Below are 12,397 nucleotides of genomic sequence, written 5' to 3'. Positions count from 1 at the left end.
AGGGTGGGGGTGAGGGGCCTCTTGCTTGATCTAGAAAAACGCCTGCAGACCCGTCTGAGCCCGGCCCAGGATCAGGGCGTGGACATCATGCGTGCCTTCGTAGGTGTTGACGGTTTCCAGGTTCTGCGAATGCCGCATGACATGAAATTCTTCGTGAATCCCATTACCGCCATGCATGTCGCGCGCCACCCGCGCAATATCCAAAGCCTTGCCGCAGTTGTTGCGCTTGATCAGCGAGATCATCTCCGGCGCCACCTTGCCGGCGTCGAACAACTGACCGACGCGCAATGCCGCCTGCAGACCCAACGTAATCTCGGTCTGCATATCCGCCAGTTTCTTTTGAAACAACTGCATCTGGGCCAAAGGCTTGCCGAATTGCTTGCGGTCCAGCCCGTACTGGCGGGCGCGATGCCAACAGTCTTCGGCCGCACCCATGACGCCCCAGGCGATCCCGTAGCGCGCACGGTTGAGACAGCCGAACGGCCCCTTCAACCCCGACACGTTCGGCAACAAAGCATCTTCCGATACCTCGACCCCGTCCATGACGATCTCGCCGGTGATCGACGCACGCAAGGACAGCTTGCCGTGGATCTTCGGTGCGCTCAGGCCCTTCATCCCCTTTTCGAGGACGAAGCCCTTGATCTCGCCGCCATGGGCATCCGACTTCGCCCAGACGACAAAAACATCGGCGATCGGCGAGTTGGAAATCCACATCTTGGTGCCGGTCAACCGGTAACCACCGTCGATCTTCTCAGCTTTGGTGCGCATCGAGCCCGGATCCGAACCGGCATCGGGCTCGGTCAGGCCGAAACAGCCGACCCATTCGCCGCGCGCCAGCTTCGGCAGGTATTTCATGCGCTGTTCTTCGGTGCCGTAGGCGTAGATCGGGTGCATGACCAGCGACGACTGCACGCTCATCATCGAACGATAACCGGAATCGACGCGCTCGACTTCACGCGCCACCAGGCCATAGGCGACATAGGACGCGCCGGCGCCACCATATTGCTCCGGCAGGGTGGCGCCCAGCAGGCCCAGTTCGCCCATCTCGTTAAAGATATGGCGGTCGGTATATTCCTCGCCATAGGCCTTCAGCACGCGCGGCATCAGGTTGTCCTGACAATAGGCGCGGGCGGCGTCCTGGATCATGCGTTCGTCGTCCGTCAGCTGCTCGTGCAGCAGGAACGGATCGGCCCAATCAAAGCCGACCTTCGCGGGATGCGCTGTATCAGACATCGAATTTCACGCCCTGGGCCAGCGGCAGAGAGCTGCCGTAGTTGATGGTGTTGGTGGCACGGCGCATATAGGCGCGCCAGGAATCCGAACCCGATTCACGGCCGCCGCCGGTTTCCTTTTCGCCACCGAAGGCGCCGCCGATTTCGGCGCCCGAGGTGCCAATATTGACATTGGCGATGCCGCAGTCCGACCCGGCCGCCGACATGAACAGCTCGGCTTCGCGAATATCGTTGGTGAATATCGACGACGACAGGCCGGCCCCGACATCGTTCTGCATGGCGATGGCGTCCTTCACGTCGGAATAGCGCATCACATAGAGGATCGGTGCAAAGGTTTCGCGCAGCATCGGGCCTTCATGCTTGGTCATTTCAACAATGGCCGGGCGGACATAATAGGCGTTATCGCCGCCGACCGAAGCGCGTTCGCCGCCGGTGATGACGCCGCCCGAAGCCTTGGCGTCGGCGAGGGCCTTTTCGAAGCCGTCGAAGGCCGCCTTGTCGATCAGCGGGCCGACCAGGACGCCGTCCTCCATCGGGTTACCGATCTTGACTGACGCGTAAGCCTTTTTGAGGCGCGGGATCAGGGTGTCATAGACGCTGTCGTGGACGAACAGGCGGCGCAGCGTCGTGCAGCGCTGGCCGGCCGTGCCCATGGCCGAGAAGGCGATGCCTCGCAGGGCCAGGTCGAGGTCGGCGGTCGGCGCGATGATGGCGGCGTTGTTGCCGCCCAGTTCCAGGATCGAGCGGGCAAAGCGCGCGGCCAGCTTGGGGCCGACTGCGCGACCCATGGCGGTCGAGCCGGTGGCCGAGACCAGGGCGACCTTGTCGTGGTCGACCAGGGCTTCACCAATGTCGCGGCCGCCGATGATCAGGGCCGACAGGCCCGCCGGGGCGTCATAGCCGTCGTCGACATAGCGCTTCAGGGCGCGTTCGAAGATGGCGTGGGTGGCCAGGGCGGTGAGGGGGGACTTTTCCGACGGCTTCCACACGATCGCGTTGCCGCACACCAGGGCCAGGGCGGCGTTCCATGCCCACACGGCGACCGGGAAGTTGAAGGCCGAGATGATGCCGACCACGCCCAGCGGGTGCCAGGTTTCCATCATGCGGTGCTGGCTGCGTTCCGTGGCGATGGTCAGGCCGTAGAGTTGCCGCGACAGGCCAACGGCGAAGTCGCAGATGTCGATCATTTCCTGGACTTCGCCCAGGCCTTCCGAAGTGACCTTGCCGACTTCCAGCGAGACCAGCTTGCCCAGCTCGGCCTTGTGGACCCGCAGTTCTTCGCCGAACAGGCGGACCAGTTCGCCGCGCTTGGGAGCGGGGATGGTGCGCCAGTCTAGGAAGGCCTGGTGGGCGGCGTCGATGGCCTTAGATGCGTCGGCGGCCGGGGTTTCGACGGTCTGCGCGATCTCATCGCCGGTTACGGGCGAGGTGACGGTCAGGCTGCCGCCGGTATAGGTGGCGGCGTCGACGCCGAGCGCCTTCAGCAGATTGGCGACCTCTTCGCCGGTGCGGGTCTTTTCGGTGATCATGGTCAAGTCCTTCGGTTGCCATCGCTTGCTGCTACTCCTCTCCACGAAGTGGGGAGGGGGACCGCGAAGCGGTGGAGGGGTATCTTTCTTCAGCTAAACATCAGAACCGGGCTCCGGCCAGGTGAACAGCCTGGGCGCCGGCTTCGTAAAACACTTCTTTCAGCACGCGCATCTTCGCCGCTTCGGGCGTGGTGAGCGGCAAAGGCAAATCGTCTTCGGTCTTCTCGCCGGCGATCAACTCCGCCAGCGTCCGGCCCATGACCGTGCCCGGGGCGATTCCGCGGCCATTATAACCGCTGATGCCGACAACGCGGTCGGCAAATTTGTGAAACCGCGGCAGGTTGTCGTCGGTCATCCCGATCCAGCCGAACCATTCGGCTTCGAACTCGACCGGCCCGATCTGCGGGAACAGCTTGTGCAACGCGCGCAAAGCCCAGCCGCGATGGATAGCCTCACCCGTGCCGCGCAGGGCGCCGACACTGCCGAAAACCAACCGGCCGCGCGCATCCATGCGGAAGGACGACAAAACCTCTTCGGTGTCCCAGCAACCCTCATGACCCGGCAAAATCGAGGCGCGCACGGCGTCGGGCAGGGGCTGGGTCGCCAAATTGAAATAGGGCAGGTGGACCTGTTCCTTGCGGATGATCTCCCACGGGCCCTGGGTATAGGCGTCGGTGGCCATGACCACCCAGTTGGCGGTGACCGATCCGCCGGCCGTCCAGGCCGTCCAGCGCTCGCGGTTCGCAACGACGTCGCTCACCGGGCTGTCGGTGTGGAGCACAGCGCCTTCCTTGACCGCGGCATGGGCCAGGCCCCGGACATAGGCCATGGGCTGGATGGTGCCGGCGCGCAGGTCCAGCAGGGCGCCGGAATAGACGTCGCTGCCGATGCGCTGGGCGGCTTCGTCGGCCGACAGCAGATGGACGGGCGCCTGGCGGGCACGCCACTGCGCCGCGCGCTGTTTCAGCTCGTCCAAACCCTTTTCACCGACGGCGCAATGCAGGGTGCCGTGTTTTTGCAGTTCGCAGGCAATCCCGTAACTCTCGACAATATCGAAAACGGCCTGCGGGGCATTGCCCAAAAGATTGAGCAACCGGTCGCCATGGACCTCGCCCAGGACGCGCGGCAGTTCGTCGGGCATGACCCACATGCCGGCATTGACCAGGCCGACATTGCGGCCGGCGCCGCCGAATCCGATGGATTTCGCTTCGAGGACAACGGCCTTCAGGCCGCGCTTGGCCAGGTGCAGCGCGCACGACAGGCCGGTATAGCCGCCGCCGACAATGGCGACATCGCAGGAAATATCCCCCGCCAGCGCCGTGGTGACGGGCGCGGGCGGGGCTGTGGTCTCCCAAAGTCCATGAGTTGTGGGGCGTACGGACATGGGAAGGCGCTGACCTGTAAAGTGGACTCGCAAAGGTGAGTTTATTCTTTTTCGGTATGTTTACGCGCAACAAAAGCCGCGATATAGCGATATTTGCGCAAGAGATCATTCCATATCAGAATATGTTAGCCCCCCGCCGCTTCCTGCCGTCCCTGTCGCATCTGCAGGCTTTCGAGGCCGCCGCCCGCACCGGCAGCGTCACGGCGGCGGCGCGCGAACTAAACCTGACCCAGAGCGCCGTCAGCCGCCAGATCAAGGCCCTGGAAGAACAGTTGGAGGTCGAGCTGTTTCACCGCGAGCGCCAGACCATCCGGTTGACGCCCGGCGGTGAGGCCTATGCCCGCGACATCCGCGATGCCCTGAAAAAGATCGGCACGGCGTCGCTGAACCTGCGCGCCAATCCTCTGGGCGGGACGTTGAACCTGGCGATTTTGCCGACGTTCGGGACGCGGTGGCTGGCGCCGCGCCTGCCGTCGTTTTTGAACGCCAGTCCGGGGATTACCCTGAACCTGATGACGCGGCTGACGGTGTTCGATTTCGCCCTGGAGCCGCTGGACGCCGCCATCCACCATGGCCTGGGCCGGTGGCCGGGGGCGGAGACGGTTTTGCTGCGCGAAGAATATGTTGTGCCGGCCTGCAGCCCAGCCCTGAAAGCGCAGCATGGCTTTGCAACGGCGGGAGATCTACGCGCCGCGCCGTTATTGCACCTGACGACGCGGCCGGATGCCTGGGAACGCTGGTTGCGGGTACACAATGCCCCGGCGGAACATGTCCAGGGCATGCTGTTCGACCAGTTCGCTACGGTGGCTCAGGTGGCGCGGGCAGGGCTGGGGGTGGCCTTGCTGCCGACCTTCCTGATCGAGGAGGAACTGAAGGCCGGGCAACTGGTACGTGCGCTGGATTTGCCGGACGGCGGTGAGATGAAGAACGCCGAAGCCTACTACCTGGCCTGGCCGGCGGAACGCGGTGACCACCCGCCCTTGCGGGCCTTCCGGGAGTGGATTCTGGCGGAGATGACAGCTGATAGTTCTGAGGCAAGGTAAGAGGGAACACGGAAAACACTGAAACGCCGCCTTCGGCGCCGGACACTGAAAACACGTAAATCTGTGCTGCCCCGCGCGAAGCGCGTTCACATTTTACATTGTCGCATGGCGCTTCGCGCGGGAGATTGTTAATCCGGAATTCCGTGTCTTCAGTGTCGCCGCGCAGCGGCCTTCAGTGTTTTCCGTGTTCCCCCTTCCTTTCTTGCAAGACCGTCAACTCAGGTCTAACACTGCGCAAAAAGGGAGCCACACCATGCAGATTCTCAGCGCCCGCGACCTGATCGAACGGCTGCCTTACGATGTCCTGGTGCGCGACCTGCCGCCGCTTTTGCTGCGCAAAACCGACAGCCCCCAGCGTCATGTCCATACCGTCCACCAAGCCGGCGAACCGGACGCTACCCTGCTGATGATGCCGGCCTGGACCGAAGGCTTCGGCGGCGTCAAGATCGTCAATGTCACCCCCGGCAACGCCGCCCGCAGCCTGCCCGCCGTGACCGCCAGCTACCTGCTGTTCGACGCCGTCACCGGCGAACACCGCGCCCTGCTGGACGGCGGAGAACTGACCGCCCGCCGTACCGCCGCGGTGGCGGCCATCGCCGCTGACCGGCTTGCCCTAAGCCACGCCCATCGCCTGTTGCTGGTCGGCTCCGGCCGGATTGCCAGCGAACTCGCCTTCGCCTACCGCGCTGTCCGCGATATCCGCACCGTCGACGTCTACAGCCCCACCCACGCCAATGCCGAAAAGCTGGCCCACCATCTTCGCGACCACGGCTTTGCGGCGACGGCGACCGAGGACCTTGCTAACGCCGCGCAACGCGCCGACATCATCGCCTGCGCCACCCTGAGCCACACACCCTTGGTCAAGGGCGAATGGCTGGCGCCTGGCCAGCACGTCGCCCTGATCGGCGGCTATACCCACGACATGCGCGAGGCCGACGATGCCGCCATGGCGCGCGCCAGCATCTGGGTCGATAGCCACGCCGCCATGAGCGAGGCTGGCGACCTGGCCGGGCCTTTGTCGCACGGCATCATCCGTTATGAGGATATCCGCGGCACCTTGCCCGACCTGTGCCGTCACGCCCAGGTCGAACGCCGCGAAGAGGTCATTACCCTGTTCAAAAGCGTCGGCGAAGCCTCCCAGGACCTGGCGGCGGCGGCCATCGCCCTACGCTAGTTCCACGCCAGGACGACCTTGCCGGACTGGCCTGACCGCATGGCGTCGAAGCCCGCCTGGAACTCGGACGCTGGCAAGCGATGGGTGATGATCCGCTCGATCGGGAAGCCCCCCTCGATCAGGCCCAGCATCTTGCGCCAGGTCTCGAACATCTCGCGGCCGTAGACGCCACGGATGGTGATGGCCTTCATGATGACGTCGGACCAGTTCACCGTGCTGTCGCCCGACGGGATGCCCAATAAGGTTAACGCCCCGCCCATCCGCAGGTGCTCCAAAGCTTGGGGGATGGCCGGCTTGGCGCCCGACATTTCCAGCGCCACATCATAGCCGTTGGCCACGCCAAGTTCGCGGCGAACATCGTGCAGGTCTTCCTTCGACACATCGACCGTGCGGACATCGGCCATCCGCCCGGCCAGCTCCAGCCGGTAAGGATTGATATCGGTGATGGTCACACTGCGGGCGCCGACAAAGCGCGCCGCCGCCGCCGCCATGATGCCGATCGGCCCGGCTCCGGTCACCAGCACATCGGCGCCGACGACATCGGCCTGCTGCAGGGTATGGATGGCATTGCCGAACGGATCCAGCACCGCGCCGACCTCATTCGAAACGCGCTCGGGTAGGGGCACGACATTGAACGCCGGCAACGCAAGATATTGCGCAAAAGCCCCCGGCCGGTTGACACCTATGCCCTGCGTGTCCGGATCGAGATGGAAGCGGCCCATGCGGGCGGCTTCGCTGTCCAGGCTGATGACGTGGCCTTCGCCGGAAACCCGCTGGCCCAACCACAACTTGCGCGTCACCCGCGCCCCGATCTCGACGATCTCGCCGGCGAATTCGTGGCCGGTCACCATGGGGACGGGGATGGTCTTCGCCGCCCAGTCATCCCAGTTGTAGATATGGATATCGGTCCCGCAGATGGCGGTGTGGGTGATGCGGATCAGCACCTCGTCCGGCCCACAGACGGGCACCGGCACGGTGGTCTGCCACATACCCGGCTCGGCCTTCAGCTTGGCCAGGGCCGTCATAGTCGCCGGCCGCGTGGCGGCCACGGTCAGGGGCTTCACGTCGTCGCTCATGCCATCACCCCCAGATCCGCGCCGACGGCGGTAAAGGCGGCGATGGCGGCGTCGATCTGCGCGAAGCTGTGAGCGGCCGACATCTGGGTGCGGATGCGCGCCTGGCCATCCGGGACGACCGGGAAGGAGAAGCCGATGACATAGATGCCGTGGTCGAGCAGATTGGCCGCCATCTGTTGCGCCAGCTTGGCGTCGCCCAGCATGACCGGAATGATCGGATGCGAACCGGGCAGGAGCTTGAACCCGGCCTTAGTCAACCCGGCGCGGAAACGGGCGGCATTGGCGTCGAGTTGGGCGCGGCGGTCATCGCCGGCTTCGGCCAGGTCGATGGCCTTGATCGAAGCGGCGGTGACGGCGGGCGCCAAGGCATTGGAGAACAGATACGGCCGCGACCTTTGCCGCAGCAAATCGATAACGGACCTCTTCGCGGCGACATAGCCGCCCATCGCGCCGCCCAGGGCCTTGCCGAAGGTGCCGGTCAGGATGTCAACCCGGTCGGCGACCTTGAGCCGGTGCGGCGTGCCGGCGCCTTTGGGGCCGACAAAACCGGTGGCGTGGCAGTCATCGACCATGATCAGGGCGTCGTACCGGTCGGCCAGTTCGGCGATCCCGTCCAGCGGCGCGAAATAGCCATCCATCGAAAACACGCCATCGGTGGCGATCAGCACCGTGCGGGCGCCGGCCGCACGTGCGGCCTTGAGCTGCTCTTCCAGGTCATTGAGGTCGGCGTTTTTGAAGCGGTACTTCTTGGCCTTGGTCAGGCGCACACCGTCGATGATCGAGGCATGGTTCAGCGAGTCCGAGACGATCGCGTCTTCCTCGCCCAGCAGCGGTTCGAACACCCCGCCATTGGCGTCGAAACAGGCGGCATAGAGGATGGCATCATCCTTGCCGACATAGGCCGCGATACGCGCTTCCAGTTGCTTGTGCAGGTCCTGGGTGCCGCAGATAAAGCGCACGCTGGCCATACCCGAACCGTGCGACAGCAACGCCTCACGCCCAGCTTCGATCACCTCGGGGTGGTCGGCCAGCCCGAGGTAGTTGTTGGCGCAGAAGTTGATGACCCGGCGGCCGTCAGCCAGGGTCAGGGCCGGGCTTTGCGGCGAGGCGATGACGTGCTCGGGCTTGGTCAGACCGCGGGTGGCAATGTCGGCGAGGGTGGTATCGACGCGGTCGTAAAAGGCGGTGCGCATTGCGGCACTCCAACTAACTTTGACCCCGTCCCCTACACCCTCGCTTATTTAGTTTCAATTGAAATCAGAAACCCCAACGCACGTCGTTGTTGCGCAGGTTGAAGTGCATGTCTTCCAATTGCCGCACGTCGTCACCGTGAACCTTGCGGGCGCCGATAAGTGGCGCCTGGGGACGCGGCGCGACCAGGCCGGCTTCCTGCAGCACGGCTTCGATCCGGGCGTCGTATTCCGGACGCAGGGCGGTCTTGTCGACCGCAATACCGCGATCCAGCAGGATTTCGTCGCAATCGTCCATGATGAAAAGTTCATCGACATAGCGCGACATCATTTCCAGGCTCTTGACCAGGCGATGGTGGCTCAGGCAGGCGCCGTCGCCCAACCGGACCATCCAGTCGCGGCTGAAATCGACATGGTAGGCGACATCGCGGACGCTGCGTTCGGCGATGGCGGCGACATCCTTGTTCGCCGACCCGGTCAGGGCCTCCAGCATCAGATGCTGCCAGTTGGAGAACAGGAACTGGCGCGCCAGGGTCTGGGCGAAGTCGCCATTGGCCTGTTCGACCAGCAGGCAGTTCTGGAACTGATCGCTGCTACGCTGAAAGGCTAGGGCGTCGGCATTACGTCCGGCGCCTTCGATGCGGCCCGCCAACTCCAGCCAGTCGGTGCCCTGACCGACGAGGTCGAGCGCCAGGCTGGACAGGCCGAGATCGACCTCCAGGCAGGGGGCATGGCCGCACCATGTGCTCAGCTTCTGGCCCAGAATGAAGGCGTCGTCACCCAGGCGGAGGGTGTAGTCGAACAGGGGATCGCGCATGGCCGTAGCCTTCCTGTAATCTCTTATTGTTGTAGAATGTGCGGAACGCCGATCCGGGTCTTAACCGTCTTTGCTGCAATCGATTCTTGCAGCATTTTCGGGGTGCGGGCTCTCTGAGTGACCGAGACGTACATCGTGGCGTTTCTCTTGTTATTGATTTTGTTGATACAAAAATTCGCCGTGGCGGTCAAACCGGAAATTGACATTTATGTCAAATATTGCGGAAGGCGCATAAATTTGCGAAAATTTCCGAACGGATGGTCTTATAAATCGTATAATTTGCTGCGGTTATTGTGCGGGTTAAGGTTGCCGCCTGTGCGCTCTTATCCTCCACCGCTTGCGGGGGAGGTGCTGAGCAAGCGAAGGCCAGCGGCCGTAGCGCGTCGAAGCGGAGGGGGAGCGGAGAGCTCGTAACGCCCCCTCCGTCTCGACGCGTTTCGCCCACAAGGGGCTCACTTGCTCGCCACCTCCCCCGCAAGCGGGGGAGGATAAGTCAAGCGCGCTTTCCCTACCTACTCATTATTCAGCGAGTCATACAGCGCATCCAACAAGCTGTTCGGTCCTTGCACATCCTCGGTCAGTTCCCAGATCATCACACCGGCGGTCTGCTCCGCCGCCAACCGAGCCTTCGCCCGGGTCGTCGGACGGCCGCTATAGGTGATGTACGAACAACCGGCGCAGCGTTCGCCGATGACGTCGCCATAAGCAGCATCCTCGCCGAAGCGCTCCAGGATATGGCGATAGTCGTTGAACTGCCCGGCATACTCACCGAAGCCGCGGCCATAGAACGGCACACCCAGCACGATCTTTTCTTTCGGCGCACCGCGAGCCAGCCAAACCGCAATATCCTTACGCGCCATCTCCATCGACGCGTTTTCGCCCCCTGCCGGCCCCCAGGTCGGGCCGACGCCGTCATAGGACATGAGGTTGATATAGTCGAAATGCGGGATCGACCCGATCGGGATCATGCCGCCCGGGTTAGACGCGGTCGCGCAGGTCAGCAGCAGGCCGCGCTTGTCCAGTTCGCGCGACAACTCTGCGGTGAACTGCACATAGCGCCCGGCCTTGTCGATGGCGGTGAGGATCTCCCATTCCAGGTCGACATCGATCCCGTCGAGATCGAACTCTTCGGCGAACTTGACCAGGTTGGCGACGGTGGTGGCGCGCTTCTCGTCCGACAGCAGGTCGACCCAGTCACCCGAGCATTTCGGCAAGGTCCCGCCGCCCAGCGAGACCAATACCTTGACGCCGTGCTTGTGCGCCTTGGCGACGATATTGCGAATATCCGCCGCCGGTAGCATGCCGTCACCGGGTGCGTAGCCGTCCGAACACGCCAGCAGATCACCGTTGACGAACCGCCCCTCGGCATCCGGATTGGCGAAGGAGATGTTGATGTGGGTCAGCTTGGACATATCGATGACCTCAAGCGTCGGACGGTAGTCCTTGAAGGTCGGGATATAGCCGATAACCACAGGTTTTGCGGGCTTGGCAACGGCGGGCGCGGCAATCATCAGCGCTAAAAGCGCGGCAGCAAGTGTTCTGAACATGACGTTTCCCTCTGTTTTGCGACAGAGTGTCACCGCCTTTGGTCATAATCAATAAGACCAATTTTATTTTCCGGCAGCTTGAGATGCTGACGGGGTTTGGCTAATGATCCGGCAGATCATCTCCGGACGAGGGGCGTCGTACCCGGTCAAGACAAGACGACGCCGGAGAATGATTATGTCCGTGCACGCCAAGTCCTGGCCCATACCGGCCGTCCTGATCGCCATCGTCTCGGTGCAGATCGGCGCGTCCCTGGCCAAACACCTGTTCCCGCTTATCGGCGCCGAAGGCACGACGGCTCTGCGCCAGGCCTTTTCGGCCATCGTCCTGATCGCCCTGTTCCAACCCTGGAAGGGTGGGCCGAAGACCCGCGCCGACTGGGGACTGGTCCTGCTCTATGGCGGCCTGCTCGGGGTCATGAACCTGGTCTTCTATATGGCGGTTCAGCGCCTGCCGCTGGGGATTGCCGTCGCCATCGAATTCGCCGGGCCTTTGACCGTCGCTATCCTGGCGTCGCGGCGTTGGCTGGACGCGGTCTGGGTCGCCTGCGCCATCGCCGGCCTGGCCATCCTGCTGCCGTTCCACGGCGGCGCCGGTGCGCTTGATCTTCTGGGCGTAGTCTTCGCCTGTATCGCCGGCGTGTGCTGGGGTCTCTATATTATACTGGGCCAGAAGGTCAGCGACCGCGTCCATGGCGGCAAGGCTGTGGCCATCGGCATGGCGTTTTCGACCCTGTTCACGGTGCCGATCGGCATCGCCCATGCCGGCGCGCAGCTGTTCGAACCCCAGATCCTGCTGTGGGGCCTGGGTCTGGCCATCCTGTCGGGCGCCATCCCCTATACGCTCGAGATGCTGGCCCTGAAGCACATCCCGGCCAAGACCTTCGGCCTGATGATGAGCCTGGAGCCGGCCGTCGCCGCCCTGGCGGCCCTGGTTCTGCTGCATGAATTACTGACCGGCCCGCAGTGGCTGGCTATTGGCCTTGTGATCATCGCCTCGGCCGGCAGCAGCCTGACCTCAAAGCGGGCGGCAGAAGCGCCCAACTAGGCCGTAACGATCCGGCCGTCTTGCACCGTCACGGGCCAGGGTGTCAGCGATTGGCCGCCGCACGGCCCTCCGATGCACAGTCCGCTGGAAATGCGAAACAGCGCCCCGTGCCAGGAACAGACGATCAGGTCGCCCTGCGGCGTCAAATAGTCGTCCAGTTCCTGGGCCAGCGGCATGCCGGCATGGGGGCAGCGGTCGACATAGCCGTAAACCCGCTCATCCTGACGCACGACAAAGCCATGGAAATGCGCCTCGCCGATTTCGAGCACGAAGTTGCGTGCCTTGCCCGGTGCGATCAGATCGAGAGACCCCAGGCTGACGCCGGCCGGGGTGGAATAGACGCGTAAGTGACTCACATTA

At 63.6% G+C, this 12,397-nt stretch carries 11 protein-coding genes and 1 riboswitch; of the genes, 3 read left to right on the top strand and 8 right to left on the bottom strand.

Features of this window, described 5'->3' with window-relative positions; genetic code table 11:
• Positions 1–30 precede the first annotated feature (30 nt).
• The 3 genes from ABAC460_RS46810 to ABAC460_RS46800 all read right to left on the bottom strand — a co-directional run bounded on the left by ABAC460_RS46810 (position 31) and on the right by ABAC460_RS46800 (position 4,145).
• Positions 31–1,233: an acyl-CoA dehydrogenase gene (locus tag ABAC460_RS46810; protein WP_023455822.1), complete on the bottom strand. Its 1,203-nt coding sequence runs from the start codon at positions 1,231–1,233 to the stop codon at positions 31–33.
• Positions 1,226–2,761, bottom strand: coding sequence for an L-piperidine-6-carboxylate dehydrogenase (amaB, locus tag ABAC460_RS46805; protein ID WP_023455821.1), 1,536 nt, complete (start codon positions 2,759–2,761; stop codon positions 1,226–1,228). Before amaB ends, ABAC460_RS46810 begins: the two co-directional genes overlap by 8 nt.
• A 100-nt stretch (positions 2,762–2,861) precedes the next feature.
• Complete coding sequence (locus ABAC460_RS46800) at positions 2,862–4,145, bottom strand: NAD(P)/FAD-dependent oxidoreductase (protein WP_023455820.1); 1,284 nt, start codon at positions 4,143–4,145, stop codon at positions 2,862–2,864.
• 122 nt (positions 4,146–4,267) lie between these two features.
• On the opposite strand from ABAC460_RS46800, the gene ABAC460_RS46795 reads away from it, so the two are divergent.
• Both ABAC460_RS46795 and ABAC460_RS46790 read left to right on the top strand, forming a co-directional pair.
• Positions 4,268–5,188: a LysR family transcriptional regulator gene (locus ABAC460_RS46795; protein ID WP_031237555.1), complete on the top strand. Its 921-nt coding sequence runs from the start codon at positions 4,268–4,270 to the stop codon at positions 5,186–5,188.
• Between the two features lie 253 nt (positions 5,189–5,441).
• A complete protein-coding gene (locus tag ABAC460_RS46790) occupies positions 5,442–6,362 on the top strand; it encodes an ornithine cyclodeaminase family protein (RefSeq protein WP_023455818.1) in 921 nt (306 codons plus the stop codon).
• On the opposite strand, the gene tdh is transcribed toward ABAC460_RS46790, so the two are convergent.
• The 4 genes from tdh to ABAC460_RS46770 all read right to left on the bottom strand — a co-directional run bounded on the left by tdh (position 6,359) and on the right by ABAC460_RS46770 (position 10,992).
• The gene (gene tdh, locus ABAC460_RS46785; RefSeq protein WP_023455817.1) at positions 6,359–7,438 is read right to left on the bottom strand and encodes an L-threonine 3-dehydrogenase; all 1,080 of its coding nucleotides are present in this window, start codon (positions 7,436–7,438) and stop codon (positions 6,359–6,361) included. The two genes, ABAC460_RS46790 and tdh, sit on opposite strands and share 4 nt — an antisense overlap.
• Entirely contained in the window at positions 7,435–8,631 is a 1,197-nt protein-coding gene (locus ABAC460_RS46780) for a glycine C-acetyltransferase (protein ID WP_023455816.1), read from the bottom strand. Before ABAC460_RS46780 ends, tdh begins: the two co-directional genes overlap by 4 nt.
• 64 nt (positions 8,632–8,695) lie before the next feature.
• Positions 8,696–9,445, bottom strand: a complete 750-nt coding sequence (gene paaC / locus ABAC460_RS46775; protein ID WP_023455815.1) for a 1,2-phenylacetyl-CoA epoxidase subunit PaaC — start codon at positions 9,443–9,445, stop codon at positions 8,696–8,698.
• A gap of 512 nt (positions 9,446–9,957) precedes the next feature.
• Positions 9,958–10,992 (bottom strand): glycosyl hydrolase family 18 protein, encoded by a 1,035-nt coding sequence (locus ABAC460_RS46770; RefSeq protein ID WP_031237551.1) that lies wholly within the window; start codon positions 10,990–10,992, stop codon positions 9,958–9,960.
• Positions 10,993–11,091: 99 nt separating this feature from the next.
• A riboswitch (guanidine-III (ykkC-III) riboswitch) is annotated at positions 11,092–11,158 on the top strand.
• A gap of 9 nt (positions 11,159–11,167) precedes the next feature.
• Here ABAC460_RS46770 and ABAC460_RS46765 point away from each other — a divergent pair.
• Entirely contained in the window at positions 11,168–12,037 is an 870-nt protein-coding gene (locus ABAC460_RS46765) for an EamA family transporter (protein WP_023455813.1), read from the top strand.
• On the opposite strand, the gene ABAC460_RS46760 is transcribed toward ABAC460_RS46765, so the two are convergent.
• Positions 12,034–12,393, bottom strand: coding sequence for a Rieske (2Fe-2S) protein (locus ABAC460_RS46760; protein WP_023455812.1), 360 nt, complete (start codon positions 12,391–12,393; stop codon positions 12,034–12,036). The genes ABAC460_RS46765 and ABAC460_RS46760 overlap by 4 nt on opposite strands.
• Positions 12,394–12,397 lie beyond the last annotated feature (4 nt).

Source organism: Asticcacaulis sp. AC460, assembly GCF_000495795.1.
Taxonomy (GTDB): domain Bacteria; phylum Pseudomonadota; class Alphaproteobacteria; order Caulobacterales; family Caulobacteraceae; genus Asticcacaulis.
This window is presented reverse-complemented; position numbering and strand designations above follow the sequence as displayed.

Bases quoted from the DNA above. Each gene is read 5' to 3' on its own strand.
- ABAC460_RS46810 (WP_023455822.1), bottom strand. From the start codon at position 1,233: ATGTCTGATACAGCGCATCCCGCGAAGGTCGGCTTTGATTGGGCCGAT.
- ABAC460_RS46765 (WP_023455813.1), top strand. From the start codon at position 11,168: ATGTCCGTGCACGCCAAGTCCTGGCCCATACCGGCCGTCCTGATCGCC.
- paaC (WP_023455815.1), bottom strand. From the start codon at position 9,445: ATGCGCGATCCCCTGTTCGACTACACCCTCCGCCTGGGTGACGACGCC.
- ABAC460_RS46800 (WP_023455820.1), bottom strand. From the start codon at position 4,145: ATGTCCGTACGCCCCACAACTCATGGACTTTGGGAGACCACAGCCCCG.
- tdh (WP_023455817.1), bottom strand. From the start codon at position 7,438: ATGAGCGACGACGTGAAGCCCCTGACCGTGGCCGCCACGCGGCCGGCG.
- ABAC460_RS46795 (WP_031237555.1), top strand. From the start codon at position 4,268: ATGTTAGCCCCCCGCCGCTTCCTGCCGTCCCTGTCGCATCTGCAGGCT.
- ABAC460_RS46770 (WP_031237551.1), bottom strand. From the start codon at position 10,992: ATGTTCAGAACACTTGCTGCCGCGCTTTTAGCGCTGATGATTGCCGCG.
- amaB (WP_023455821.1), bottom strand. From the start codon at position 2,761: ATGATCACCGAAAAGACCCGCACCGGCGAAGAGGTCGCCAATCTGCTG.
- ABAC460_RS46790 (WP_023455818.1), top strand. From the start codon at position 5,442: ATGCAGATTCTCAGCGCCCGCGACCTGATCGAACGGCTGCCTTACGAT.
- ABAC460_RS46780 (WP_023455816.1), bottom strand. From the start codon at position 8,631: ATGCGCACCGCCTTTTACGACCGCGTCGATACCACCCTCGCCGACATT.